The 26,556-nt window shown below is 64.7% G+C and carries 25 protein-coding genes; 12 read left to right on the forward strand and 13 right to left on the reverse strand.

Going from position 1 to position 26,556, the window contains the following annotated elements:
- Positions 1 to 136 precede the first annotated feature (136 nt).
- Positions 137 to 1,492 carry a ferredoxin reductase family protein gene (locus BN1233_RS01280; RefSeq protein WP_046861694.1) on the reverse strand — a complete coding sequence of 452 codons (1,356 nt, stop codon included), beginning with the start codon at positions 1,490 to 1,492 and terminating at the stop codon, positions 137 to 139.
- Between the two features lie 314 nt (positions 1,493 to 1,806).
- Here BN1233_RS01280 and secB point away from each other — a divergent pair, with 314 nt between their 5' ends.
- Positions 1,807 to 2,298 carry a protein-export chaperone SecB gene (secB, locus tag BN1233_RS01285; protein WP_046861695.1) on the forward strand — a complete coding sequence of 164 codons (492 nt, stop codon included), beginning with the start codon at positions 1,807 to 1,809 and terminating at the stop codon, positions 2,296 to 2,298.
- Positions 2,299 to 2,411: 113 nt separating this feature from the next.
- Here secB and dnaQ read toward each other — a convergent pair whose 3' ends face one another.
- From dnaQ to BN1233_RS01310, 5 genes are all read right to left on the reverse strand, one after another.
- Positions 2,412 to 3,146 carry a DNA polymerase III subunit epsilon gene (gene dnaQ / locus BN1233_RS01290; RefSeq protein ID WP_046861696.1) on the reverse strand — a complete coding sequence of 245 codons (735 nt, stop codon included), beginning with the start codon at positions 3,144 to 3,146 and terminating at the stop codon, positions 2,412 to 2,414.
- Positions 3,143 to 3,760 (reverse strand): dephospho-CoA kinase, encoded by a 618-nt coding sequence (coaE, locus tag BN1233_RS01295; RefSeq protein ID WP_046861697.1) that lies wholly within the window; start codon positions 3,758 to 3,760, stop codon positions 3,143 to 3,145. The genes dnaQ and coaE overlap by 4 nt, the downstream gene beginning before the upstream one ends.
- Entirely contained in the window at positions 3,757 to 4,605 is an 849-nt protein-coding gene (locus BN1233_RS01300; protein WP_046861698.1) for a shikimate dehydrogenase, read from the reverse strand. Before BN1233_RS01300 ends, coaE begins: the two co-directional genes overlap by 4 nt.
- Positions 4,606 to 4,674: 69 nt before the next feature.
- Positions 4,675 to 5,283 (reverse strand): Maf family protein, encoded by a 609-nt coding sequence (locus tag BN1233_RS01305; RefSeq protein ID WP_046861699.1) that lies wholly within the window; start codon positions 5,281 to 5,283, stop codon positions 4,675 to 4,677.
- 110 nt (positions 5,284 to 5,393) lie between these two features.
- Positions 5,394 to 6,224 carry a pyruvate, water dikinase regulatory protein gene (locus BN1233_RS01310; protein WP_046861700.1) on the reverse strand — a complete coding sequence of 277 codons (831 nt, stop codon included), beginning with the start codon at positions 6,222 to 6,224 and terminating at the stop codon, positions 5,394 to 5,396.
- 538 nt (positions 6,225 to 6,762) lie between these two features.
- Between BN1233_RS01310 and hemE the strand changes: the two genes are divergently transcribed.
- From hemE to BN1233_RS01350, 8 genes are all read left to right on the forward strand, one after another.
- On the forward strand, positions 6,763 to 7,809 hold the full coding sequence (hemE, locus tag BN1233_RS01315; protein ID WP_046862340.1) for a uroporphyrinogen decarboxylase: 1,047 nt from the start codon (positions 6,763 to 6,765) through the stop codon (positions 7,807 to 7,809).
- Positions 7,810 to 7,811: 2 nt separating this feature from the next.
- A complete protein-coding gene (gene hemJ / locus BN1233_RS01320) occupies positions 7,812 to 8,234 on the forward strand; it encodes a protoporphyrinogen oxidase HemJ (protein WP_046862341.1) in 423 nt (140 codons plus the stop codon).
- A 247-nt stretch (positions 8,235 to 8,481) separates the two neighbouring features.
- On the forward strand, positions 8,482 to 9,747 hold the full coding sequence (gene rho, locus BN1233_RS01325) for a transcription termination factor Rho (RefSeq protein ID WP_046861701.1): 1,266 nt from the start codon (positions 8,482 to 8,484) through the stop codon (positions 9,745 to 9,747).
- Positions 9,748 to 10,127: 380 nt separating this feature from the next.
- Positions 10,128 to 11,450 carry a tRNA uridine-5-carboxymethylaminomethyl(34) synthesis GTPase MnmE gene (mnmE, locus tag BN1233_RS01330; RefSeq protein ID WP_046861702.1) on the forward strand — a complete coding sequence of 441 codons (1,323 nt, stop codon included), beginning with the start codon at positions 10,128 to 10,130 and terminating at the stop codon, positions 11,448 to 11,450.
- A 104-nt stretch (positions 11,451 to 11,554) separates the two neighbouring features.
- Positions 11,555 to 13,456, forward strand: a complete 1,902-nt coding sequence (gene mnmG / locus BN1233_RS01335) for a tRNA uridine-5-carboxymethylaminomethyl(34) synthesis enzyme MnmG (protein ID WP_046862342.1) — start codon at positions 11,555 to 11,557, stop codon at positions 13,454 to 13,456.
- Positions 13,457 to 14,117: 661 nt separating this feature from the next.
- Positions 14,118 to 14,693, forward strand: coding sequence for a 16S rRNA (guanine(527)-N(7))-methyltransferase RsmG (gene rsmG, locus BN1233_RS01340; protein WP_046861703.1), 576 nt, complete (start codon positions 14,118 to 14,120; stop codon positions 14,691 to 14,693).
- Positions 14,690 to 15,529: a ParA family protein gene (locus BN1233_RS01345; RefSeq protein WP_046861704.1), complete on the forward strand. Its 840-nt coding sequence runs from the start codon at positions 14,690 to 14,692 to the stop codon at positions 15,527 to 15,529. Before rsmG ends, BN1233_RS01345 begins: the two co-directional genes overlap by 4 nt.
- A gap of 25 nt (positions 15,530 to 15,554) precedes the next feature.
- Positions 15,555 to 16,445, forward strand: a complete 891-nt coding sequence (locus BN1233_RS01350; RefSeq protein WP_046861705.1) for a ParB/RepB/Spo0J family partition protein — start codon at positions 15,555 to 15,557, stop codon at positions 16,443 to 16,445.
- A 245-nt stretch (positions 16,446 to 16,690) separates the two neighbouring features.
- Here BN1233_RS01350 and holA read toward each other — a convergent pair whose 3' ends face one another.
- From holA to leuS, 3 genes are read right to left on the reverse strand one after another with little or no spacing between them, the layout of a single operon-like run.
- Positions 16,691 to 17,728: a DNA polymerase III subunit delta gene (gene holA / locus BN1233_RS01355; RefSeq protein ID WP_046861706.1), complete on the reverse strand. Its 1,038-nt coding sequence runs from the start codon at positions 17,726 to 17,728 to the stop codon at positions 16,691 to 16,693.
- 5 nt (positions 17,729 to 17,733) lie between these two features.
- Positions 17,734 to 18,288: an LPS assembly lipoprotein LptE gene (gene lptE / locus BN1233_RS01360; RefSeq protein WP_046861707.1), complete on the reverse strand. Its 555-nt coding sequence runs from the start codon at positions 18,286 to 18,288 to the stop codon at positions 17,734 to 17,736.
- Entirely contained in the window at positions 18,275 to 20,911 is a 2,637-nt protein-coding gene (gene leuS / locus BN1233_RS01365) for a leucine--tRNA ligase (RefSeq protein ID WP_425311667.1), read from the reverse strand. Before leuS ends, lptE begins: the two co-directional genes overlap by 14 nt.
- A gap of 228 nt (positions 20,912 to 21,139) precedes the next feature.
- On the opposite strand from leuS, the gene BN1233_RS01370 reads away from it, so the two are divergent.
- Positions 21,140 to 21,820 (forward strand): YggS family pyridoxal phosphate-dependent enzyme, encoded by a 681-nt coding sequence (locus tag BN1233_RS01370; RefSeq protein ID WP_244470869.1) that lies wholly within the window; start codon positions 21,140 to 21,142, stop codon positions 21,818 to 21,820.
- Between the two features lie 8 nt (positions 21,821 to 21,828).
- Here the strand turns inward: BN1233_RS01370 and BN1233_RS01375 are convergent, their stop codons facing one another.
- A complete protein-coding gene (locus BN1233_RS01375; RefSeq protein ID WP_046861709.1) occupies positions 21,829 to 22,362 on the reverse strand; it encodes a L,D-transpeptidase family protein in 534 nt (177 codons plus the stop codon).
- 91 nt (positions 22,363 to 22,453) lie between these two features.
- Between BN1233_RS01375 and BN1233_RS01380 the strand changes: the two genes are divergently transcribed.
- Both BN1233_RS01380 and BN1233_RS01385 read left to right on the forward strand, forming a co-directional pair.
- Positions 22,454 to 23,140, forward strand: a complete 687-nt coding sequence (locus BN1233_RS01380) for a response regulator transcription factor (protein ID WP_046861710.1) — start codon at positions 22,454 to 22,456, stop codon at positions 23,138 to 23,140.
- Position 23,141: 1 nt separating this feature from the next.
- Positions 23,142 to 23,633, forward strand: coding sequence for a cyclic nucleotide-binding domain-containing protein (locus tag BN1233_RS01385; RefSeq protein WP_046861711.1), 492 nt, complete (start codon positions 23,142 to 23,144; stop codon positions 23,631 to 23,633).
- A 368-nt stretch (positions 23,634 to 24,001) separates the two neighbouring features.
- On the opposite strand, the gene xth is transcribed toward BN1233_RS01385, so the two are convergent.
- The 3 genes from xth to BN1233_RS01400 all read right to left on the reverse strand — a co-directional run.
- Positions 24,002 to 24,817 (reverse strand): exodeoxyribonuclease III, encoded by an 816-nt coding sequence (gene xth / locus BN1233_RS01390; protein WP_046861712.1) that lies wholly within the window; start codon positions 24,815 to 24,817, stop codon positions 24,002 to 24,004.
- A 191-nt stretch (positions 24,818 to 25,008) separates the two neighbouring features.
- Entirely contained in the window at positions 25,009 to 26,040 is a 1,032-nt protein-coding gene (locus tag BN1233_RS01395) for a LolA family protein (RefSeq protein WP_052763661.1), read from the reverse strand.
- 181 nt (positions 26,041 to 26,221) lie between these two features.
- Positions 26,222 to 26,556, reverse strand: a 335-nt coding sequence (locus BN1233_RS01400; RefSeq protein WP_046861713.1) for a DNA translocase FtsK, incomplete at its 5' end; no start/stop codon positions are given.

Raw genomic sequence — 26,556 nt, forward strand, 5'->3', positions numbered from 1 at the left:
AGCGACGTGCGCCGACGCGACGGGCTCGCCCGCAAAGACATCCTCGTCGAGACATAATGCCTTGGCCCGGGAGGCGCGATCGTCGGATTCTGCAGGCGTGGTGCTCCAGTCTTTAATGGTCTTTTGAAAGTCCGACTCATCGCATGGCGAAGAGTTCCTGGTGGAATCGCTTCGCCACATTCATGTCCTGTCCCGCGAAATCCTGCCGAAGCGCCGAACCGAATCCCGACGGACCGCAGAACCAGATGCTGGCCTCCTGCCAATCGGCAACGGCGGCGCGAATGCGGTCGCCCGTCAGCAGGCCGTCGCGAGCATCGTAGAGGATGTGCAGGTTGACGTTTGCGGCCTCCGCGTCGGCCCGCAACTTAGCGATGGCTTCTTCGCTGTAGTCGGCTGTCGTGTGAAACAGATCGATCACCTGCGAGCGGGCCTTGGTGGGAACGGCTTGTCGCCGCAGGGCGAGCTCCTTCATCCGGGCGATGAAGGGCGTAATGCCGATGCCGGCGCCGATCCAGACCTGCCGCGGGCGGTCATCGTCGAACGTGAAGCAGCCATAGGGACCTTCGACCTTCACCGGCCGCCCGATATGCAGCATCTCGGGCAGGCGCCGCGTGTAATCGCCCAGCTCCTTCGTCACGAAGATGATCCGATGCTCGATGGAATTCCACGCCGAAGCGATCGTGAAGGGATGCGCCCCCTCGGCTTCCTTCGTCGTGAGGAACGCGAACTGGCCCGCTTCATGTCCGGGCCAGCCCTTCGGCAGGTCGATCTCGCCTTCGAGCACGCGAAGCTCCGGGAAGTAGTGCAGCCGGGTGATGGTGCCGTCGACCTTGCGGCCGGCGCCGACGCGGCGGAGCAGGACGACGACGGCTGCAACCGTCCCACCGGCCAGCATGACGGCCATGAGCGGGCCCAGCGGCGCCGTCCAGTAGCTGAACTGGAGTAGCACGACCGTGTGGAAGACCAGCACCAGATAGACGACCGCGAGCAGTCGGTGGGTCTTGTAGAAGAGCCGGTAGGGAACCCGTTGGATGAGGGCCACGGCGATGAGGAGCACGGCCGCGTAGAAAGCCCACTCGCCGATGCTTTCCGCGGTGCCGCGCTGCGTCGACAGGACCTGCTGCAGGGTATTGTCGATGGGGGGCCGCGGACCACGGCTCGGCCGCTCCAGCCAGCCGAACCCGACCGCCCATTTGGGCCCCTGCACCCAAAGCCAGTGCACGGTCCCGAGGACGAGGCCGCCGATGCCGAGCCACTTGTGGAGACGGTACATCTTGTCGAGGCCGGCGAGCCATCGCTCCGGCCATTGCGGGCGCAAGGCCAGGATCATCGCGAGGCTCATGCACCCCATGGCCAGAACACCGCTGAGCTGAATCATCGACCCGCGCAGAGGAAAGAAGCCAGCGGGCCTCAGGGCGAGCGGGTCGGCGATCAGCCACAGGCCGGCCAGCAGCGCGAGCCCACCCCAGAATGCGAGTTTGATCGTTCTCACCGCGTGCTCCCATGTGCTGCGGCCCCGACGACCTGGATCGAGACAAAAGTTCTCTTAACGTCATGCAGCATCGCGGCATTGATCTCTCTCAAAGGGCGGATCCAGGCCGGCTGATCGGGCTCCTTGACGACACGATCGATCGCACGGCTCTGGATGCATCGTCCGAAGCCGTGTCCCTGTGTCGTTCTGCCCTTGCGTGCGCTTGTTCACCCCTCTGAAGCGTGGTAGCGCGGGCTTCCGCGGCCCGTCGCCGATGCAGCGCAATGGGCGCTCCGTTCGGGCCTTGATCCCTCATCCCTCCGGGAGCTTCGTTCATGGCCGATTCTCCGGCGACCAATGGTGGCGCACAGCCCAATGTGCCTTCGCTGAACGCCCTCGCTCAGTACTGCAAGGACTTCTCTTTCGAGAATCCGTCCGCACCGCGCTCTCTGCAGCCGCAGGCGCAGGGACCTCAGATCAATCTCCAGGTGAACGTGAACGCGAAGGCGTTGTCGGAAACCGATTTCGAGGTGGACCTCGCCCTGTCGGGAGACGCCAAGGTCGGGGACGATGTGCTGTTCGCCTTCGAGCTCACTTATGGCGGTGTGTTCCGCGTCCAGAACATCCCGCAGGATCAGCTTCATCCTGTGATCATGATCGAGTGTCCTCGGCTGCTTTTCCCCTTTGCACGCCAGATCGTCGCCGATGCCGTGCGCAACGGGGGATTCCCGCCGCTCTACATCGATCCGATCGATTTCGTGGCGCTTTACCGCCAGCGTGCTGCAGAGATGCAGGCTCAAGGCGTGGGCCAGACGGCAACGGCGTAGCCCGGCATCAGGCGCCATCGGCGAGGCAAGGAGCGGCTCAAGCCGCTTGTCGCGATGGCGCCTCGGATGCGGTCCGGAAAGCTGGAATTCCTCTTCCCGAAAACGCGCGGCCGTCAGGCCGCCGGTGCGCTTGAGGCCTGTGTTTCTTCGACCTTGATGTAGTCTCGCCAGATTGCCTGAGGCCCGAGCTTCAGCACGAAAGCCTCGTGTCGTTCGCGCTCGGCGTCCGTGAGGCGGGTCTGCGCCGGCCCGGTCCGGCGCTGGCGAACCGGAGCCTCCGCGCCGAGCTGCGGACCTGACAGGGTGGGTCCGAGGGACAGGCCGAGATCCGGCTGCTTGCCGCCGATCAGCTCGATATAGACTTCGGCGAGGATCTCGGCGTCGAGCAGGGCGCCGTGCTTGGTGCGGCGAGAATTGTCGATGCCATAGCGCGAGCACAGGGCGTCGAGGTTGTTCGGCGCGCCGGGATGCTTGCGTCTCGCCAGAGCGAGCGTATCGACCACGCGCTCCATCCCGATGAAAGGATGGCCGGTGCGCCGGAATTCTTCGTTCAGGAAGCCGATGTCGAAAGCGGCATTGTGAATGACGAGCCTGGCGTCGCCCACGAAGGCCAGAAACTCCTCGACGATCGCCGCGAAGACGGGCTTGTCCGCCAGGAACTCGTCGCTGAGCCCGTGCACGGCCAGAGCCCCTGCCGAGACTGCGCGCTGCGGGTTGATGTAGACGTGGTAGGAGCGGCCCGTCGGAAAGTGATTGAGGAGCTCGACGCCGCCAATCTCGATCACGCGGTCGCCCTTCGTGGCTTCCGTCCCGGTCGTCTCCGTGTCGAGCACGATCTCCCGCATCACCCGGCCTTCTCGCGCATCCGCAGCACCCTCCCGGGGCGCCCGGCAAGGCTTGCCAAGATAGAGCGGACCTGCGCCTCGGCGGAATCGAGGCCACGGCTCGTGTCCACAAGGAAATGCGCACGGCGGCGCTTTTCGGCGTCCGGCATCTGCCGGGACAGGATCTGCTCCAAGGTCGCGACCGTGGTGCCCGGGCGCGCGAGGACGCGCTCCCGCTGCACCGCCGCGGGCGCTGTGGCCACGACGACCGCATCGCAGCGGCGGTCGCCCTGCGTCTCGAGGAGGAGGGGAACATCAAGGACCACCAGGGGTGCATCCGCGGCGCGCTTCAGGAAAGCCTGCTCGCTTTCGCGCACGAGGGGATGAACGATCGCCTCGAGACGATGCAAGGCCTCGGGATTCCCGAGAACCGCAGCCCGCAGGCGGTCCCGGTCGACGATGCTCGCCGCCGTCGTTCCCGGGAAGGCGCTCTCGATCAGCGGTACCGCGGCCCCGGCATAAAGCGCATGCACGGCGGCATCGGCGTCGTGGACCGGCACGCCGAGACGTCGGAACAGCCCCGCCGTCGTGGATTTCCCCATGGCGATCGAGCCGGTCAGTCCGAGGATGAAGGTCATCGATGCCCCACGATGTCGGCTTCGATCAGCCTTCTGAGTTCCGGATCCACCTTCGGCGTGACCCCGAACCAATGGGAGAAGCCCGGCACCGCCTGGTGGAGCAGCATGCCGAGGCCGTCGACCCTGCGCAGCCCGAGCGCACGGGCGGTGGCGAGAAGCTCCGTCTCGAGCGGAACATAGACGATATCGCACACGATGCCGTGGCGCGGCAGGCGGCCGAGAGTAAGCTTCAGCGGTGGCTGGCCGGCCATCCCGAGCGTGGTCGTGTTGACCAGGAGGTCCGTTTTCGGGAGAGCCCGTTCGAGATCGTCCCAGTCCAGAGCTTCGAGCGTCGGGCCCGTTGGCGTAGCCATTCCTTCGACGAGTTCGCGGGCCTTCGCCAGGGTTCGGTTCGCGACCACGATCCGTTCGAGGCTCCGTCCCGCCAGTCCCGCAACGATCGCGCGCGCTGCACCGCCGGCGCCGAGAACGAGAGCCGTCCGCGTGGAGGCATCCCAGCCCTCGCCGAGGCTGTCGTCGAGATGCGCCATGAAACCCGTGATGTCGGTGTTGTCGCCGACGAGCGTATCGCCCTCGAACCACAGGGTGTTCACGGCCTGCAGTTGCGCAGCCCGGTCGGTGACGCGGCCGAGCAGGCGGAAGACCGCCTCCTTATGGGGTACGGTCACGTTCCCACCTGCGAATCCCCGGTCGCGCATCGTCGCGAGAAAATCCCTCAGGGCTTCAGGAGGCACGTCGATGCGCTCATAGGACCCCGGAATGCCGTGCTTGCGGAGCCAGTATCCGTGGATGAGGGGAGAGCGCGAATGGGCGATCGGATGACCGATCACGAATGCCTTCTTCATGGAAGTCCCGGCTCCTCGACCGGCCCGGTGCGACGGGGCTTTGTCACGGTTCCTTGCTCGATGGATTGATCAGAGGGCCAGCTTGCCCTGTCGCCGGAGAGCGGCCAGCAGGGGGAGCAATGGCAGTCCCAGGATCGTTGCGTGATGGCCCGTCACGGATGCGAACAGGTGCAGGCCATAGCCTTCGATCTGATAGGCGCCGACACTCGTGAAGGCGCGCTCGCCGACCATGTCGAGATACAGGGCGATCGCACCCGGCGACAGATGGCGCATCGTCAGCTGGGCTTGATCCACGATCGTCTCGACGATCTCTCCGGCCTGGCTCAGGACGGCAGCCGAGTGGAGGACATGCGTGCGTCCCATGAGGGCGCTCAGGTGGCTCTCTGCGGCCCTGCGGTCCTGCGGCTTGTGAAAGATCCGCCCGTCGCAGGACAGCACCTGGTCCGCGCCGAGGACGAGCCGGTCGGGATTGCGGCGGCTGACGGCGCGCGCCTTTTCCCCGGCCAGACGCGTCGCGAGTGCGTCCGGCGCGAGGCCTCGGCAGGAGGCCTCAATCTCCCGTTCATCCACCTCTGGCGATTGCTGGTCGACGGGGATGGCGACCGCCTCGAGCAGCAGACGCCGGGTCGGGCTCGCCGAGGCGAGCAGGAGGGGAGGACCGATCCAGAGAGATCTCATCGGGGGTTCATGGTCTCGAAAGTGCGGAACAGGGCGGCCCGAAGAGCAGATCTCCGGCAGGGGAGCAGGCGAGGGGCCGGAACCGGATTACCGGGCCAGGGCCGAACAGGCTACTCCGCGATGAACTTGAGGCGATGGTCGCGGTAGAGATCGAGAATCGCCGCGGCGGTTTCCTCGATCGACCGACGCGTCACGTCGATCATGGGCCAGTTGTGGCGGGCGCAGAGCTTGCGCGACAGGGCAATCTCCTCGGCCACCGCATCCCGATCCACATACGAGGTCTCGTCATTGGCGCGAAGGCTGAGAAGGCGGTTCTGGCGGATCTGGACGATCCGGTCCGGGCTGGCCACGAGCCCGACGATGAGGGGCTTGCGGGTTTTCTCGAGGGCTGGCGGCAACGGAACGCCGGGAACGAGCGGGATGTTGGCGGTCTTCACGCCGCGATTGGCCAGATAGATGGCCGTCGGCGTCTTGGAGGTCCGGCTGACCCCGAGCAGGATGACCTCGGCTTCCTCGAGATCGGCAGGAAGCTGTCCGTCATCGTGCATGAGCGTAAAGTTCATGGCGTCGATGCGCCGGAAGTAATCGGCATTCAGCATGTGCTGCGCGCCGGGGCGAGGGGTCGAGGCCGTGCCGAGATAGGATTGCAGCAGCGCATGAACCCCGGAAAGCACCGACAGATGCGGTGAGTTCGTGCGCCGGCAGGCCTCCTCGAGCGTGCCGACGAGGTCGGGGTCTACGATCGTATAGAGCACGATTCCGGGTGCGGCCTCGATCTCGGAGATCACCCGTTCGAGCTGCAATGCCGACCGTACGAGGGGATAGACGTGCTCGATCGCGGAAACCCCCTCGTATTGAGCTGTCACGGCCCGCGCAACGGTGATCAGGGTCTCGCCCGTGGAGTCGGAGACGAGGTGAAGATGAAAGTAGCTGCGCCCCACGAATCCGATCCTCTCATCCGGCCCAATCTTGCCCGATTCGAACGCTCGCGCCGGCGCGAGCGAGCCGTCGAGGCTGTTCAGGATCCGATCCCGGGAGAGCGGTCGACCCTGCCTCCCTTGAACGCCTCGGCCGCGGAGAGGTGCCCGCCTCCGGCATCGGCTCGTCCACGCGCGAGTCGGGACAGGGAGTCGACGAGTGTGGATAGATCACGGCGAGAGCCCCGTCCAGGGGAGCCCCGCTCCGGCATCCGGTCATGGTCGTCCACAAACGCGCCCTGCGGGAGAACGTCCGTTCTCGTCCCTGGGGAGCGAACGCCAACGCGCCGGCGCGTTAGCGGATCCGAAACCTTAACGGACTGTTAACGCTTAAGGATTTGGTAACGAATAAGGCGCCAGCGAGGCCGGCGCGATCGCCGCCGGACGCGGAGGATCTGTTGAGGATCTGTGGACGGGGTTGCAGGCCAGCGATTCACCTTCCAAGAGAAACAACAGATTCAAGATTCAAGATTTCTTTCTTTTTGGAAGAAAAGGACGAGGCGTGAGAACATCTCCCGATAAGAAGATCCTGCGGGTGCTCGGCGGAGAGCCCGTCTGGCCGCCACCGATCTGGGTGATGCGGCAGGCTGGTCGTTACCTGCCCGAATACCGCGAGGTCCGTGCCCGTGCTGGCTCGTTCCTCGACCTCTGCTATACCCCTGAGCTCGCGGTCGAGGTGACTCTGCAACCGATCCGTCGCTACGGGTTCGATGCCGCCATCCTGTTCTCGGATATCCTGGTTGTGCCCCATGCGCTCGGCCAGGGCGTCCAGTTCGTCGAGGGAGAGGGCCCGCGCCTCGAGGCGCTCGACGGCATGGCCGATCTTCAGAGGCTTTCCGAAGATCTGTCCCATGAGCGGCTGGCGCCCGTTTATGAAACGCTCGACCGGCTCACGAGGGCTCTCCCGGCTGAGACGACGCTTCTCGGGTTCTGCGGCGCTCCATGGACGGTTGCGAGTTATATGGTGGCCGGGAAGGGGACGCCGGACCAGGCGCCCGCGCGCCTCGCGGCCTACCGGGATCCGGATTTCTTTCAGGCCCTGATCGACCGGCTCGTGCGCGCGTCGATCGAGTACCTGATCCGGCAGATCGATGCCGGAGCGGAGGCGGTTCAGATCTTCGAGAGCTTCGGGGCCGCTCTTCCACCGGCGCTCTTCGAGCCGCTCTCGCTGCGTCCGATCAGCCAAGTGGTCGGCGGACTGAAAGCGGCCCGTCCGCACGCGAAGGTGATCGTCTTCGTTCGCGGTGGTGGGCAGCATCTCGCGCGCTTTGCGGAGGCCGGGATCGGGGACGCGCTCGCTCTGGACTGGACGCTCGATCCGGCCGTAATTCTTCCGACTCTGCCACCCTCGCTCGCGACGCAGGGAAATCTCGACCCTCTGGCCTTAGTGGCCGGCGGCGAGCCGCTCCGGAAGGGCATCGACGCGATCCTGGCCGCCGTGCGAGGACGGCCGCACATCTTCAATCTCGGGCACGGCATTCTGCCGGAGACGCCGCCCGAGCATGTCGCGGAACTCGTCGACCGGGTCCGCCGGAACGAGGACCGCTGATGCTGTATCTCTGGCTCAAATCCTTCCACGTGATCGCCATCATCGCGTGGATGGCGGGCATGCTCTATCTCCCGCGCCTGTTCGTCTATCACTGCGAGGCCGCGCGGGGCTCGATTCAGTCCGAGACCTTCAAGATCATGGAGCGACGCCTCCTCAAGGCGATCATCAACCCGGCGATGATCGTGACCTGGGTGCTCGGGTTGTACCTGGCGTTCGCCGGCGGCTGGTTCCAGTCGGGCTGGCTGCACGCCAAGCTCCTTCTCGTCGTCGTCCTGAGCGCCGTGCACGGCGTCCTCGTGAAGCACACCCGCGAATTCGCGGAGGACCGCAATACGCGACCGGCTCGCTACTACCGGATCCTCAACGAGGTACCGACGGTCCTGATGATCGGCATCGTCATCCTCGTGATCGTGAAGCCCTTCTGAGGTCCGTGCGGGCTTGCCAGCCGGCCACGTGTCGCGGCATTGTTGGTCCGGCTCCGGTTTCCCCTTGAGCGGCGAACTGAATCGGAGTAAACAGGAAGTCCTTCCTCCGACAGGACGCTATGCGTTTCGGCCAACAGGGCCCGCCCGACTCACATGCGTGACCCGGGACGCTGCGTCGAACGGTTTTCCCTGCATCATCCCGCGCCAGGCCTATTCGCCTGCGCCATCTATCCCGAGAGTGTTCCCGATGAGGGAGATCAAGCTCCAAGATCTCAAGTCTAAGACGCCAACCGAGCTCATTACCTTTGCCGAGGAGCTCGAGGTCGAGAACGCAAGCACCATGCGCAAGCAGGAGCTCATGTTCGCCATCCTGAAGCAGCTTGCCGCCCGCGAGACCGAGATTATCGGCGCCGGCGTGGTCGAGGTCCTTCAGGACGGGTTCGGCTTTCTGAGATCCGCCGATTCCAATTACCTGCCCGGCCCGGACGACATCTATGTCTCTCCCTCGCAGATCCGTAGGTTCGGCCTGCGCACCGGGGACACGGTCGACGGTCCGATCCGGGGTCCGAAGGAGGGAGAGCGCTACTTCGCCCTCCTCAAGGTCAATACGATCAATTTCGAGGATCCCGAGAAGATCCGGCACAAGGTCCACTTCGATAACCTGACGCCGCTCTATCCCGACGAGCGGCTGAGGCTCGAGGATGAGAATCCCACGAAGAAGGACTATTCCGCGCGCATCATCGACATCGTGGCGCCGATCGGAAAAGGGCAGCGCGCCCTGATCGTGGCGCCGCCCCGAACCGGTAAGACGGTTCTGCTGCAGAACATCGCCCAGTCGATCACCGGCAATCATCCTGAATGCTATCTGATCGTGTTGCTCATCGACGAGCGGCCGGAGGAAGTCACGGACATGCAGCGGTCCGTGAAGGGCGAGGTAGTCTCCTCGACCTTCGACGAGCCGGCGAGCCGGCATGTGCAGGTTGCCGAGATGGTGATCGAAAAGGCCAAGCGCCTCGTGGAGCACGGTCGCGACGTCGTCATCCTGCTCGATTCGATCACCCGTCTCGGTCGGGCCTACAACACCGTGGTCCCGTCCTCGGGCAAGGTGCTCACCGGCGGCGTCGACGCCAATGCCCTGCAGCGCCCAAAGCGCTTCTTTGGCGCAGCCCGCAATATCGAGGAAGGCGGCTCCCTCACGATCATCGCCACGGCCCTGATCGATACCGGCTCGAGAATGGACGAGGTGATCTTTGAGGAATTCAAGGGCACCGGTAACTCCGAGATCATCCTGGACCGCAAGGTCGCGGACAAGCGGACCTTCCCGGCAATCGACATCACACGTTCGGGCACTCGCAAGGAGGAGCTGCTGGTTCCCTCCGACGTGCTCAAGAAGATGTACGTCCTGCGCCGCATCCTGAACCCCATGGGAACGGTCGATGCCATCGAGTTCCTGCTCGACAAGCTCCGGCAGACGAAGACGAACAGCGACTTCTTCGACTCGATGAATACCTGAGCGGAGTTTTCCTGCCCTCTAGGACAGGACCGCTTCCGAATTCCACGGCCCTCGCCTTCTCTCCGCTGTCGCGAGCGGAGAGAGGCGACTTGGGGTGGCACCCGCTTTCTGGACTACTTCGCCTTCGGCTCGCAGTGACGGAAGTGGGCCCGGAGTTTCCTTTCAGTTCCGGCCGTGCTCATCCCGCACTGATGCTCTCCCCGTCATTGCGAATGAAGTGAAGCAATCCGGGCTAACGCCTCAGAATCGATGGTTTCGCCTCGGGGTCGCAAGGACAGAAGAGGCCTGTAGCCGCCACCTTTGCAAACCCCGAAAGGCCGGCCGTTGCGCCGGCCTTTCTTGTTGAGGAAGCCGGCCGATCAAGGCATCAGGATCCCGCCATGTCAGGCACGACAGAGCAGATCGACACGATTTTTGCATCGGCATCCGGCCATGGGCGGGCTGCGATCACGGTGATCCGGCTCAGCGGGCCGGCGACCCGCGCGTGCATCGAGCAGCTTGCGGGCTCGGTGCCCCCGGACCGCAGCCTTCGGTTGAGGCGGCTGCGCGATCCGGACGGCGGGGACCTCCTGGATGAAAGCCTCGTCGTCTTCATGCCGCGACCCGCGACCTTTACGGGCGAGGACCAGGCAGAACTCCACCTCCACGGGGGAGTCGCCACCCGTGCGGCCGTCCTCCGGGCGCTCGGCGCCCTGCCCGGCTGCCGGATGGCGGAGCCCGGGGAGTTTGCCCGCCGTGCCTTTCTGAACGCGCGGCTGGATCTGAGTCGCGCGGAAGGCCTCGCGGACCTGATCGATGCCGAGACGGACGCTCAGCGCCGCCAAGCTCTGAAGCAGCTCGGTGGAGGCCTCGACCAGTGGGTGGAAGACGTCCGGGAGAAGCTTCTCTCGTCGATGGCGCTCGTGGAATCGGCCCTGGATTTTTCCGACGAGGGCGATGTTCCCTTCTCGGTCACTGAAGAGGTGATTGGGACCCTGCGATCCGTGGAGCGTCGGCTCGCCGATGCTTTGGCGAACCCGGTCGGCGAGCGGATCCGCGATGGTTTTATCGTTGTGTTGGCAGGGCCTCCGAATTCCGGAAAGTCGAGTCTTCTGAATCGGCTGGCTCGGCGGGATGCAGCCATCGTGTCCCCTATTCCCGGAACGACCCGCGATGCCATCGAGGTTCACCTCGACCTGGGCGGAATCCCACTCACCGTGATAGACACGGCCGGGTTGCGCGAGAGCCATGATGTCATCGAGCAGAGCGGCATGGAAAGGACGCGCGCTCGGGCGCGTGAGGCGGACCTGATTTTGTGGCTCAGCGAGGGCGGGCGAGTTCATGCTCCCGACAGCCTGGGTGCCCCGACCCTGAGCGTGGCAACGAAGCGCGACCTGAGCGAACCGGAAGAGGCCTGTGACGTTGCGGTCTCGGCCCTGACCGGGGCGGGCGTCCCGGAACTCGTGTCGCTGCTAGGGGAGCAGGCCGCGAAGGACATGGGAAGTGCAGATCCGCTGATTACGCGGCAGCGGCATCGGGATGCTTTCAGTCGGGCTCTTCAGGCGGTTCGTCGTGCCCTCATCCTGCTGGAGGATTCCGCTGCCGAGGAACTCGTGGCGGAGGAACTCCGCCTCGCAGCCCGCGCGATCGGGACCGTGACGGGGCGGGTCGATGTCGAAGACATGCTGGACCGCTTGTTTTCGACGTTTTGCATCGGCAAGTAGAGGCTGCCGAGCGGCAAAAACCTGTGAGTCGGTGGTCAACTTCCTGAGGATAGTGTGTGAGCAACGAGATGTTTCACGTGAAACATTCGCCGGGCACCGAGTTGATGAGCTTCGACGTTGTGGTGGTCGGAGGCGGACATGCGGGCGCAGAGGCCGCAGCCGCGGCCGCCAGGGCCGGCGCAAGAATTGCGCTGGTCACGCATCGCCGCGACACGATCGGAGCCATGTCGTGCAACCCCGCCATCGGCGGTCTCGGCAAGGGACATCTTGTGCGGGAGATTGATGCTCTCGACGGCATCATGGGCCGGGCTGCCGACGCTGCCGGGATCCAATTCCGGCTCCTGAATCGGCGAAAGGGTCCGGCCGTTCGCGGCCCTCGGACACAAGCCGATCGCAAGCTTTACGCGCGCGCCATCCAGGCTGAACTCTCCGCAACCGCAAACCTCTCGATCATTGAGGGAGAGGTCGACGATCTCCGGAGCCATGACAACCGCGTTACCGGCCTCGTGCTCACCGACGGTCGCGAACTTACGGCGGCAGCCATCGTCCTGACGACCGGCACCTTTCTACGCGGTCTGATTCATATTGGTGAACGGAAGATCCCGGCCGGTCGCGTCGGCGAGAAGCCCGCGCTGGGCCTGTCCACGACTCTCGAACGCCTCGGTTTCGGGCTCGGGCGTCTCAAGACGGGAACCCCTCCCCGTCTCGACGGGCGAACGATCGATTGGGCCGGCGTCGAAAAACAACCCGCGGATCGCGACCCCGTCCCGTTCTCAAGCCTGACCTCCCGGATCGTGACGCCGCAGATCGAGTGCGGCATCACCCGGACCCTGCCCCGGATTCACGATCTCATCCGTGCGAATCTTCACCGGGCACCGATGTATTCGGGAAACATCACGGGCCGAGGACCCCGCTACTGCCCTTCCGTCGAGGACAAGGTAGTCCGCTTCGCGGACCGGGACAGCCATCAGATCTTCCTCGAACCGGAAGGGCTCGATGACGCGACGGTCTATCCGAACGGCATTTCGATGTCATTGCCGGAAGAGATCCAGACCGAGATCGTTCGCCTGATTCCCGGCCTTGAGCACGCACGGATGCTGCGCCCCGGTTATGCGGTCGAATACGACTATATCGACCCACGCCAGCTTCACCCGACCCTTGAGACGCGTGCGCTCGGGGGCCTCTACCTGGCAGGCCAGATCAACGGCACGACCGGATACGAAGAAGCGGCTGCTCAGGGTCTCGTAGCTGGGTTGAATGCGGCTTTGCGGGCAAGCGGCAACGATGGCGTCGTCTTCGATCGGACCACATCGTACCTTGGCGTGCTGATCGACGACTTGGTCACGAAAGGCGTCACCGAGCCCTATCGCATGTTCACCTCCCGCTCGGAGTTCCGGCTGAGCCTCCGCATCGACAACGCAGACGAGCGCCTGACTCCGCTCGGTCTCGCCGCCGGTTGCGTCGGCCAAGCGCGCGAGCGGATGTTCCGAGAAACTCTCGCCCGGCTCGAGGGCGCGCGCCGGAATCTGCAGGGCTGGACTGTCACGCCCCAGGAGGCCGCTCGGCACGGCCTGTCTCTCAATCAGGATGGTCTCCGCAGGAGTGCATTCCAGCTCTTGTCCTATCCGGATCTCGACTGGGCTGCTCTCGCCCGGATCTGGCCCGAGATGCTCGACGTCGAGACGTCCATTGCCGACCGCCTAAGCAGCGATGCCCAGTATGCCGTCTATATGGATCGCCAGCGCGCGGACGTCGCGGCTTTCAAACGGGACGAAGCGATCCTTCTCGACGAGACCATTGACTATGCGACCCTGTCCGGACTTTCGCAGGAGCTCCGCAGCAAGCTGGCCGCCGTCCAGCCGACGACGCTCGGTCAGGCCGCGCGGATCGAAGGAATCACTCCTGCTGCGATCACGCTGCTCGCCGCCCACGCACGGCGTCGGATGGCGATTGGCCAGCGTGAACGTGCCGGTTCTCGCGCGGCGGAGGAGCCGGTGCTTTCATGATCCGGTTTAGTGGCTCCCTCCCTCTCACCTCTCTCTTGGCGGGAGAGGTCGACGCCCGGAGGGCGGCGGGTGAGGGTGGCTTCGCTAAGGTGGCAAGCACTGTGCCGCTCTCGCGCCCAAAAAGAGTAACGCAGCGTTTCCCCTCTCACCCGGACGCTTCGCGTCCGACCTCTCCGTCCAGGGGAGAGGTGAAGCTCTGCCTCTCCTACCAAGTGAAAGACCGCCCCGAGGCTGCAGATCAGGGTGGCAGCGTCGGTATTGCAAGCACGGCATCTCGTGGCACTCGACCAAGGGATTATTGCGTTTTTCCCCTCACGCGCTCGCTGACGCGCGCGGCCTCGCCCATTGGGGAAGAGCAAAGGGAGCAGCCGCGCGCACATCACCGGTCCCACCGAAGCGAGGGGTTAGACGCGAAGCATCCGGATGAGGGAGGCAGTGCGAGGCTCATAAGCACGGCACGAAGCTGCGCTCCGCAGAGAAGGAAGGGGGGATCCCTCTTCGCCCGCGCGTTTGCACGGGCGGTTCCTCTCTCGAGGGTAGAGGTGAAGCGCTGTTTTTCGCTTTCTGGAAGAGATCAGAACGTGGGTGGCAAACCGTGACGGCCCCCGCCCTCCCCGCGGGCGAGGAAGCGCTAAAGGGGTTCGATGTTTCACGTGAAACAATGGACCGGCTTCGCATCCTCGTCACCGAACTCCGCCGCTGGCAGAGCATCAAGAATCTCGTCGGACCGGGAACGCTCGATGCGGTCTGGACCCGTCACATCGCAGACTCTCTTCAGCTTCTTGCGCTCGTCCCCGACGCCCCGCAGACCTGGCTGGATCTCGGCTCCGGCGCAGGGTTTCCCGGACTCGTCACCGCGATCGCGGCGCCATCCGGTTCGCGGGTGCACCTGGTCGAAAGCAACTCTCGAAAATGCGCCTTCCTGCGCCATGCCGCGCGTGCGACCGGTGCGCCGGCTCAGATTCATGAGGGTCGAATCGAGAACCTGGTCGGTCCCTTTGTGGGGCAGGTCGACATCGTCACGGCCCGCGCTCTCGCGCCGCTCACCCAACTCCTGGCATGGAGCGGCCCCGTGCTGACAAAAGGTGCAATCGGACTGTTCCTGAAGGGGAGGGAGGCCACGAGCGAATTGACCGAGGCGCAACGATCGTGGAGATTCCATTATGAGGCCATTCCGAGTCGCACCGATTCTCAGGCGCGAATTCTTCGGATTGCCGACCTTGCGAGCCAATCATGAACATACAATCCAGTGAGCCTCTCGCGAGAACGGGCTCGCGAAACCCGCGGATTCTTGCACTCGCCAACCAGAAGGGCGGCGTCGGCAAGACCACCACGGCCATCAATCTCGGGACGGCGCTCGCCGCCATCGGCGAGAAAGTTCTCGTCCTCGATCTCGATCCGCAGGGCAACGCTTCTACGGGACTCGGCATCGATCGCAGGAACCGCCGGGTTTCGACCTACAATGTGCTCACGGGCGATTCCCCCCTGGCAGCCGCTGTGGTCGACACGGCGGTTCCCCGCCTGTCGGTCGCGCCGTCGACTCTCGACTTGCTTGGGGTCGAACTCGAGATCGCCCACGACCGCAACCGGGCCCACCGCCTTCGCAACGCTATCGATCGCCTCGTTTCGGGGCCGGGCGAAGACCCTTTCACCTATATACTGATCGACTGCCCGCCCTCGCTCAATCTCCTGACGATCAACGCGCTCGCGGCCTCGGATGCGATCCTCGTACCTCTGCAATGCGAGTTCTTCGCGCTCGAGGGTCTGTCCCAGTTGCTCCGGACCGTCGAGCAGGTGAGATCAACCCTCAATCCGAAACTGTCGATCCACGGCGTCGTGCTCACGATGTTCGACCCGCGCAACAACCTGGCCAGCCAGGTGGTCGCAGACGTGCGTGAGTTCATGGGCAACAAGGTCTATGACACGATGATCCCACGCAACGTCCGAGTCTCCGAGGCGCCGTCCCATGGCAAGCCGGTCCTGCTCTACGATCTTAAGTGCGCAGGCAGCCAAGCGTATCTCAAGCTCGCCTCCGAGGTCATCCAGCGCGAGCGCAAGCTCAAAGCGGCTTGAAAATTCCAAACACGAGGAACCAAGAATGGCAGAAGAAGCGACAAAGCCACGCCTCGGGCGCGGCCTGGCGGCCCTCATCGGCGATTTCGGCGACGAGACAGCCGTCGTCGACCGAGGACGCGGGCAGCGGCGCGTGCCCATCGAATTCCTGAAGCCGAACCCGCGCAATCCTCGCAAGCACTACCCGGCCGAGGAACTCCAGCAACTCGCAGCGTCGATCCGGGAGCGCGGCCTGATCCAGCCGATCGTCGTCCGCCCCATCCAGAATCTACCCGATGCCTTCGAGATCGTCGCGGGGGAGCGGCGCTGGCGAGCCGCCCAGGATGCGGGCCTGCATGAGGTTCCGGTCGTGATCGTTGAAATCGACGATCGCACCTCGCTTGAATTCGCGATCCTCGAGAACGTCCAGCGATCCGACCTGAATCCCATCGAGGAGGCCAACGGCTATTCACGGCTCATGCAGGAATTCGCCTATACGCAGGAGGCGTTGGCGAAAGTGATCGGCAAGAGCCGCAGCCACATCGCGAACATGATGCGGCTGACTGATCTGCCGGACCCGATCCAGACCCTGCTCGTCAACCGGCAGATCAGCGCCGGACATGGCCGTGCGCTCCTGGCCGTGAAGGAGCCCATCACGGTTGCCAAGAGGATCGTGGACGAGGGCCTCAGTGTCCGTCAGGTCGAGGAGATCGCGCAGGACGACGCAGGACGTCGCGACAGCAAGGCCGAGGCAGCACCGCGCAAGAAAAGCGCCGAAAAGGACCCCGACACACGGGCTCTGGAAAAGGCTCTCGAGGATGTTCTCGGTCTGAGAGTTGGGATCGCCCATAAAGGCCAAGGCGGCGAATTGCGGATCCACTATTCGACGCTCGAGCAGCTCGACGCGCTGTGCCGGCGGCTCAATCCGGCAGGGTGAGGCATTCGCAGACACCCTCTCGACCGGCGCCGCCTCCCTCACGAAGCCGGCGCAGCTCGCATGTCACCTCGCCTCTTGTGTGAGAGGTCGGCCCAATTTGGCAGAACGAACCCAAAAGTGATCTGAGCGCTGCGCCCTCTTCACCTCGCCCATTATGGGGAAGGTCGCCCCGAAAGGGCGGGTGAGGGGTGTTGGCGGTGCGCTCTCCGAAAACGAGCGGCTGGCCCAACACCTCCCGCCTCACCTCACCGGCGCGTACCCCTCGGCCTCTGCGCGACGCGTGCGATGTCGAGCAGCACGCGCCCGGCGATGACATGGCCGAGGTCGCTCTGGCGCCTCGTCTGCAGGACGCTGTCCTGCAACAGCGCGACGGCGGATTTCAGCTCACCCGGGGACCAGCGCTGGAGCTGGCGCTTGGCGGCAGCCTTGCGCTTGAAATGCAGGCCGCGCCACGTCTCGACGACGGAGTCGACGCTGCGCCCGCGCTTCACATCCCCGGAGGCGCCGAGGAGCCCGATGCCGTGCCGGAGGGCGCTGCCGAGGTAAACCGCTGGGGCAGAGCCCTCGGCAGCCAAGCGCCGCAGCCCGGTCTCGAGCGTTCCCGCATCCCCGCAGAACGCGGCATCGACGACCATGTCGGTGACGAGCGCGGAGGTGTCGCTCATGACCGCGTCCACATCCTCGATGGTGATCTCGGCTTGGCCATGAGCATAGAGCATCAGCTTCGCGAGTTCGCCGCGCGTCGCCAGACGGTCGCCTCCGAGCTGGGCCACGAGAGCGGCACGGGCATCCCTTGATAGCGAAAATCCGCCTTCCCGGAGCGTCTCGACCACCACCTCCTCGAGGTTGCGCCCGTCATCGGCATAGCAGGGGAGGGCAAGGGCCCGCGGCGACCGCTCGCAGAGCGTGCGCAACGGAGCTGAACGTGCAAGATCGCCGCCTTCGATCACGACGATCGCATCCTGCGGCGCGACCTCGATCAGCGCCTGGACGGAAGGCGCGATGTTGCGCCCGGATCCCTTGATCCAGATGGACCGCCTTCCGCCGAACAGGCCGATTGTTCCGGCCTCGTCGACAAGCCGGCCCGGATCGCCGGCCAGCACTTCGGCATCGATGCGGACGAGCTGGAACGGATCGGAGGCATCTGCGACGCTCTGCTCGGCCAGCGCTTTCGCGCGCTCGCTTACGAGCCCCACATCGGGGCCGTAGAACAGGAAGACGATGACGCGCGGATCGGGCCGGCGCAGGGCGGCCGCGACATCCTGAGGGCGAACGGCGACCATTGCCCTCAGGCGCGCGTCGCCATTGCGGTCGCGAGCCTGGTGCGGAGCTGGTCCGAGAGCACTTTAGCGAGCCGGATCTCCGCATCCCGGGCCGCCCGCACGGTCGCGAAGCGCTGCGGACTCCGATCATACGATACGTGGCCTATCGCTTTGCCGCTCGTGATAGGCTTGTTGTCCGCAAGGCTCACGAGCGCGTAGTTCGCGGTACCCGTCACATTGGCCGTCTCTGCGCGTCCCGTGACGGTGTTGATGATCGGGGATTGCACCTGCTGATCATAATTGACCGTCAAGCGATACCGTTTCGCCATCGGCCGGCCGGATCCATTCAGGGCAAAGATCAGCTCGTTGCGGAGATAGTGCCCGAACCGATCATAGGCCGGCTGCGAGACGACGATCGGCGCCACGTCGACCGTGGCCATCACGTCATCGAGCCGCTCGCCGGAGGCCGTCGGGCCATAGAGCGGGCGAAAGCAGGCTCCGAGCGGAAGCCCCACGCCAGTTACGGTGAGCGTGCGCAACACCGAGCGGCGCGAGGGCAGGGGACGGTCAGGCGACGACATTCACGATCCTCTGGGGAACGACGATGATCTTGCGCGGCGGCCGCCCCTCCATGGCGCGCTGCACGGCCTCGAGCGAGAGGACGGCAGCCTCGATGGCGGCCTGATCGGCATCGCGGGCTACGGTGACATCGGCCCGCTTCTTGCCGTTCACCTGAACCGGAAGCGTGATGGCTTCCTCCACGAGGAGGCTCCGGTCGACCAACGGCCAGGGTGCCTCGGCGGCAAGGCCCGGGAGATGCAGGGATTGCCAGCACTCCTCCGCGAGATGGGGCATCATCGGGGCAAGGAGCTGCACGAAGATCTGCCCGGCCTCTCGGAAGGCCGACCCGGCTCCCGGGTCAGGCGATGCCTTTGCGCGCGCCAGGAGATCCTGCAACGTATTGGCCAGCTCGTAGATGTGAGCCACGCAGCGGTTGAACCGCAGTCGCTCCACATCGTCCTCGACCGCCGCCACGGCACGATGGGCCGCCTTGCGGATGGCGAGCGAGACGGATCCGTCCGAACCTTCGCCGCTCGCGTTCAAACTCGCTGCCTCGGCGAGGTCGCCGACCAGCCTCCAGACCCGCTGCACGAAGCGGGCCGCGCCCTGAACACCTTCCTCGGTCCAGATGACGTCGCGTTCCGGAGGCGAGTCCGACAGCATGAACCAGCGCGCGGTATCGGCGCCGTAGGACGCGATGATGTCATCCGGGTCGACGGTGTTGAGCTTCGACTTCGACATCTTCTCGATCGAACCGATCTCGATGGGCTCGCCCGTCTCCACGTGGAATGCATGCCGGGTGCCGCCTTCACTCTCGATCCGGACATCGACCGGCATCACCCAGGAGCCCTTGGCGTCACGATAGGTCTCGTGCACGACCATGCCTTGCGTGAAGAGGCCGGCGAACGGCTCGGACATTCCCGCATGTCCGGTCACCCGCATCGCGCGCGTGAAGAAGCGCGAGTAGAGGAGATGCAGGATCGCATGCTCGATCCCGCCGATATACTGGTCGACGGGCAGCCAGCGGTCGACGACCGCGCGGTCGGTCGGGCTCTCGGTCCGATGCGGGTCCGTGAACCGGGCGAAATACCAGGACGAGTCCACGAAGGTGTCCATGGTGTCCGTTTCGCGCCGCGCCGGCCGGCCGCACTGGGGACAGTCCACGTGCTTCCAGGTCGGGTGGCGGTCGAGCGGATTGCCGGGGACATCGAAGGTTACGTCATCGGGCAGGGTGACGGGCAGTGATTCCCGCGGAACCGGCACGATCCCGCAGGACTCGCAATGGATGACAGGGATGGGGCAGCCCCAGTAGCGCTGGCGCGAGATGCCCCAGTCCCGGAGCCGGAAATTGACCTTGCGCTCCGCAGCGGGACGCCCACCGCGCGTTTCGCTCTCCAACCGCCGTGCGACTTCTTCCTTCGCGGCTTCCACGGTCATGCCGTCGAGGAAGCGCGAATTGATCATCCGGCCTTCGCCGTCATAGGCCGTGTCGGTGATCGTGAAGGTCGCGGGGTCCGCATCCGGCGGGCACACGACGGGCGTGTTGCCGAGACCGATGCTGTTGACGAAATCGAGGTCGCGCTGGTCGTGCGCCGGGCACCCAAAGATCGCGCCCGTCCCGTAGTCCATCAGGATGAAGTTCGCGACGTACACGGGGAGTTCCCATGACGGATCGAATGGGTGCACCGCACGGATCCCGGTATCGAAGCCATTCTTCTCGGCCTTCTCAATCGCCTCCAGGGCGGTTCCGGTGTGCTTGCACTCTTCGATGAAGGCTGCGAGGGCCGGGTTCTGCGCTGCCGCGGCCTTCGACAAGGGGTGATCCGGGGCGAGCGCCATGAAGCGGGCGCCGAACAGCGTATCGGGCCGCGTGGTATAGATCTCGAGATCTGTCTCTCCACCGGGGGTCGTGGCCGGATCAAGGGCGAACCGCACCACCAGACCCTCTGACCGGCCGATCCAGTTGCGCTGCATCAGGCGCACTTTCTCGGGCCAGCGGTCGAGCTGATCGAGCGCGTCGAGAAGCTCCTGCGCGAAATCTGTGATCTTGAAGAACCACTGCGTGAGCTCGCGCTGCTCCACGAGTGCGCCGGAGCGCCAGCCGCGGCCGTCGATCACCTGCTCGTTGGCGAGCACCGTCTGATCGACTGGGTCCCAGTTCACCTTTGCGGTCTTCCGGTCGACGAGTCCCGCCTCCAGGAAATCAATGAACATGCGCTGCTGCTGCGCATAATAGGAGGGATCGCAGGTCGCGAGCTCCCGGCTCCAATCGATGGCGAGCCCCATCGACTTCAGCTGGCTGCGCATGGTGGCGATGTTCGCGTAGGTCCACTCCTTGGGGTGGACCTTGTTCTTCATCGCCGCATTCTCGGCCGGCATCCCGAAGGCGTCCCATCCCATGGGATGAAGGACGTTGAAGCCCTTCGCGCGGCGATAGCGCGCGACCACATCCCCCATCGTGTAGTTCCGCACGTGCCCCATATGGATGCGCCCCGACGGGTAGGGGAACATCTCGAGCACGTAGTATTTCGGCCGATCATCCTCGTTGCGGGTCCTGAACAGATCGCGCTCGGTCCAGGTCCTCTGCCATTTCGGCTCGGCTTCCTTGGCGTTGTAACGCTCGGGCCTCATCGTCTCATTCATCGTTTCGGAAGGGGGACGGGCGCGGCTTGCGCCCGCAGGTCGGCGCGGACTAGGACACAGGCGGACCACGCGGTCAACGTGTCGCCTCGTCCTCTGCTTACGAGGACGATCTCTTCAGCGCGTTAACACGCAGGAGTTCCGGGCCTGATCGCGCAAAACGGGGCTTGGCCAGCAGCGACGCGGGACGTGAAGAGTGCAGCTTCAATGACAGATAAAAGGAACAGGATCGTGGATGGATCTCCTGCAACTCGGCTCGAAGACGTGCGTGCCGCCATCGCGCGAGCAGCCGCCGATTGTGGGCGGGATGCTGCGGAGATCACGCTCATTGCCGTCTCAAAGACCTGTTCCGCCGACGTGATCCGACCCGTCCTCGCTGCAGGACAGAGGGTATTCGGCGAGAACTACGTCCAGGAGGCTCGCGCGAAATGGGCGGGGCTCCGCGAGGAGTTTTCCGGAATCGAGCTGCATCTGATCGGCCCGTTGCAGTCCAACAAGGCCGGCCAGGCGGTGCAGACATTCGACGTGATCCAGTCCCTGGACCGGCCTTCGCTCGCCGAGGCTTTGGCTCGCGAAATCCCGAAGGAGTTGGCGCGCTCGGGGCGCAAGCCGCGGCTTTTCGTGCAGGTCAACACGGGTGAGGAACCGCAAAAGTCGGGAGTCCGTCCGACCGAGGTTGATGAATTCCTCGCTGCCTGCAGCAACCGCTGGGGCCTGGAAGTCGAAGGCCTCATGTGCATCCCGCCAGCCGAAGATCCGCCCTCGCCCCATTTCGCTTTTCTTCGAGACATCGCGCGGCGGAACCGCTTGCCCCGCCTCTCGATGGGGATGAGCGCCGACTTCGAAGCGGCCATTCAGCTCGGCGCGACGCATGTGCGCGTCGGCAGCGCGATCTTCGGACCTCGCGGCTGAAGGTGCTCTCAGCCGTGAATGACGATCCGCGTGCGCGGGCCGATGGCTGCAAGAAGGCGAGCGATCACTGCCCGATCGACGGCGACGCAGCCGGCAGTCGGCTCGAAGCCAGGGCGCGCGAGATGAAGAAAAATGGCGCTGCCGCGCCCACGGCGGATGGGGCCACGGTTCCAGGCGATATCCACGACTACGTCGTAGACCCGGTCCTCCCGCCAGAGCATCTCATGGCTCGAGGGCACAGGCAGAGTGACGCGGCGGTTGTAGCGGCGGTCGCCGGGATCATCGCACCAGCCGTCCGATTGCCGCGTGGCCCGGAGGGGCAGCCCGGTTCGCGGCCGCGAAAGCTGATCGGACCGGTAGAAGACCTGGCCCAAGGCAAAGGAGCCGACCGGCGTCGCTCCGTCGCCCTCGCGCTTCGTCCGGGTCTGACCGGTTCGCCCGAGCGCGCAGGGCACGACGATGGATCCTGCGACCAAGCGGCCGCGGCGGCGGTCCAGGACAGAGGGGAAGACGGTGATGCGATCGAGAAAGCGGCGCGTCATCGTGGTGGAGGGAAACGGCGCGCCTCTTGTTGTCAAGGAGGGGATAGATACTCTAACCCTGCGCCGGGATTCCAGGGTTGAAGAGGTGACGATGTCAAATGCGAGCCGCCTCCTCGTGGTCGATGACGACCGGGACCTGCGCGACACTCTCAGCGAGCAGCTCTCCCTCTACGACGAGTTTACCGTCACGATGGCCGGCACTGCCGCGGAAGCCATTTCCGCCATCCGCCATGACCGGATCGACCTCGCCATCATGGATGTCGGGTTGCCGGACATGGATGGCCGGGAGACCGTGAGGATCATGCGCGAGAGCGGATTTCGCTCGCCGATCATCATGCTGACCGCGCAGGGATCCGATACCGATACTGTGCAGGGCCTCGAGGCCGGCGCGAACGACTATGTGACCAAGCCGTTCAAGTTCGCGGTTCTGCTCGCGCGCATCCGAGCGCAATTGCGCCAATACGAGGCCAGCGAAGACGCAATCTTCCAGATTGGGCCTTACACGTTTCGCCCAGGTTCCAAGCTTCTGACGACGGATCGAGGATCGAAGCTGAAGCTGACCGAGAAGGAGACTGCGATCCTCCGATATCTCTACCGGGCCGGGCAGAAAGTCGTGGGTCGTGAAATTCTTCTCGCCGAGGTCTGGGGTTACAATTCCCAGGTCACGACCCACACGCTCGAAACCCACATCTACCGCCTTCGCCAGAAAATCGAAGCCGACCCTTCGAACGCGCGCATTCTCGTGACGGAGACAGGCGGCTACAAGCTGCTGCCCTGAGATGGCTCTCGACGACGACATCGCAATTCTGTCCGAGGCGCCGCTGTTCAACCTGCTCGACCGCGACGCCCTCCGCCTCGTGGCCTTCGCGGCCGACAGCAGGCCATTGCGGGCGGGCGATACGCTCTTCCGGAAAGGTGACCGGTCCGATGGCGGCTATGTGGTGAGCCGCGGCCTGATCGCGCTCGACGCCCGAGACGATGGTTCGCCGGCAACATATCTCGCCGGACCGGCTTGCCTGATCGGGCAAACCGCGCTGTTTACGCGCATCCGGCGCGCGGCGACCGCGACAGCTCGGGAACCCTCCGGTGTCATTCGCATTTCACCGAGCCTGATGAGACGGGTTCTCGAGGAATTCCCCGCTGCCGCTGTCGCAATGCGCGACATCCTCGCGGAGGAGCTCGGGCAGCTGATGCAGGGACTGGAGGGAGTCCGGGATTCTCTGGTCGCGGTTGATTATGAGAGTATCCCAGGGGCGGACTCGGTTCGTTAGCCGGCTTTCTTGTGTTTGCTACGGGAGGTGGAAGTCCGACCGTCGTTGCATGCCGCGGGCGAGGCAAACAATCCGTCGACGGGTAGATTGCTTCACTTCGTTCGCAATGACGAAGAGGGCGTGAGTGCGCGAGGGGCAACACCGGAAACGGACTGACGCCGGACCCACTTCCGCCATTGCAAGCCGGAAGCGTGATGCACTGCCCACCCCATCGCACTTCTGTCATGGCGAGCCACCGGCGTGATGCACAGCCCGTTCCGACGCCTCACCCTCATTGCGAGCGCAGCTAAGCAATCTACCCGTCGACGGACGCGCTCCCGGATTGCTTCACCCCATCAGCAACAGCAGGTGAGCAGCCCTAACCGCCTTTACAACTCCAACGTCGCCGTCACGGGCACATGATCCGAGGGGCGCTCCCAGCCGCGCGTCTCGCGCGTCACCTCGATGTCCTGCAGAGCGGGCGTGAGGCTCTCCGATACCCAGACGTGGTCGAGACGGCGGCCTTTGTCGGCGGCCGCCCAATCGGGCGAGCGGTAGCTCCACCAGGAATAGATCTTTTCCGGTTCCGGCCGGAGATGACGCATTCCATCGGTCCAGCCCGCTTCCTTCCGCAACTTTTCGAGCGCTTCGGTCTCGACGGGCGTGTGGCTGACGACATCGAGGAGCTGCTTGTGGCTCCAGACATCATGCTCGAGCGGCGCGATATTGAGATCACCCACGAGAATGGCCGGAGACCTGGCGGGCCGTCCGCGGCCGCCCCATTCCCGCAACTCCGCCAGAAATTGGAGCTTGTGCGCGAATTTCTCGTTCAGTTTGGGATCGGGAATATCGCCACCCGCCGGCACGTAGAAATTGTGAATCGTCACGCCTGAAGCGGCGTTTGCTTCGTGTCCGAGCGTGACGGAGATGTGCCGCGCGTCCGTGCGTCCGCACATGCTGAGACTTTCCGAGTTGGCAAAGGGCAGGCGCGACAGGATTGCGACGCCGTTATAGCCCTTCTGGCCGGTATGGACGACGTGCGGATAGCCGAAGGCCTGCAGGTCTTTCAAAGGAAAACGGTCGTTGGGACATTTCGTCTCCTGCAGGCACAGAACGTCCGGACGGGCCTCTGTCAGAAACCGGCCCACCTGCGCGAGGCGCAGACGAACGGAATTGATGTTCCAGGTCGAGATCTTGAGCTTCACGGCAGAACCAGAGAGTGCGGGAGCGCCGTGGCTACGATGTTTTGCGTGCTGGGGAAAGTGTCCGGCCCAATCGAAACGTCAGACGCACCGTTTCGACCCGTTCGCAGCGCGTCGCGCGCGATCGATGCCAGATGTTGCGCACACCGAACGAAACGTCGGTAATCAGGGATCTGATTACGTGCTTCGAATCGTCAGCGATTTCCGCCGCCGGATCTCGCGTGATAATTGATGATGAAGAGTGCGCTGTCGAACGACACGACGCGCTCGACATTGCTGAGCATGACGATCGTCTGGAATCCTTGCGGGTCGGTGATGCGCCACTGGGTCAGCTTTTCGACTTTAGGATCGAAGAACAGCATGATCTTCGACGTGCCGCCGAGCGTCGAACGATCCTCGAGCTGGATGCGCACGGCGTCGCCGTCGTTCCAGATCCCGGTCACTCGGATGTCCTGACCGAGATTGACCTTTTCGCGCAGGAGGAATTTCAGCGGCGTCTGCCAGATCGGATAGATATCCTGCGTGTCGAGCTTGCGATCCTTGACCGCGACGGAATTGCCGTCGGCAATGATCTCGATCGTCGCGGGCCGGTCATACTGGAAGCGCAGTCGCCCGGGCCGCTGCAGGTAAAGCGTTCCCGTCATCCGGCGCCCATCACCGCCGATCTGCGTGAACTCCGCAGTCGTCGCGCCGAGATCCATAAAGAACTGATTTGCGCGGGCGATAATCTCCGCGTCACTCAGATTTTCCACCTTGGGGGCTGGGCGGCGGGGCGTCGCCGCGGCAGGCGTGATGTTGACCGGAGCGGCGACCGGTAACGCCGTCGCGATCTGGGTCCGGGGCGGCGCGGGCGGAGGCAGGGGCGGAACCGGCAAGGTCGGCGCCGGAGCCTCGTGCGATGGCGCGACACCGTCGCCCGCCATCGCCGAGAGTTCCTGCCTTGCGGGTTTCGAATCTTCGCCCTCTACGGCAGCCCGCAAGACAACCGGCTCCGGGCCGTTGTCCTCCGCAATCGTCTGGACAGGGGCAGGTTGCCGGCGCGGTTCGAAGGAAGGCGACGGGGGCGCAGCCGAGAGAGTGAAGCTCGCGTGCGATGCCGTATCCGAGCCGATCCTTGGTGCCTGGAACAGGACCTCCGACGAGACGATCGGTTCGGCCTGAACCACTGTCAGACTACAGGCGCCAAGGATCGCTGCCGTCAGGATCGCTGGCCTGGACACACGCATCAAACATCTCCCGGTCCACAGCTGCGGGCGCCGCCTGTCGGCGCAAAGCTGCGGCGGTGTGAAAACTCGCTACGGCCCCGTTCGTTGCCTGCCGCGGGGATCGGCAGGCGGGCCAAACCATTCTCCCTCAGCGCTCGGTGTGGCGAATCGATGGCCGCACCGGACCGCCCTGCGCGGAGTGTCAATCCTCGCCCGCGTCGGCCGTCTCGAGCAGGATCTCGCGCTTGCCAGCATGGTTGGCGGGTCCGACGATGCCCTCCTTCTCCATCCGCTCCATCAGGGACGCGGCCCGGTTGTAGCCGATCTGGAGGCGACGCTGGATATAGGAGGTCGAGGCCTTGCGGTCCCGCAGAACGACCGCGACCGCCTGGTCGTAGAGGTCGCCGCCCGGCGCTCCGAACTCGCCCTGATCGAAGACCGGGCTATCGCCGCCACCCAATTCCTCGTCGTCCGCAGCCGTGACCGCATCGAGATATTGCGGACGTCCCTGTCGTTTGAGGTGGGCGACCACGCGCT

The organism is Microvirga massiliensis (assembly GCF_001006805.1).
Lineage (GTDB): Bacteria > Pseudomonadota > Alphaproteobacteria > Rhizobiales > Beijerinckiaceae > Microvirga > Microvirga massiliensis.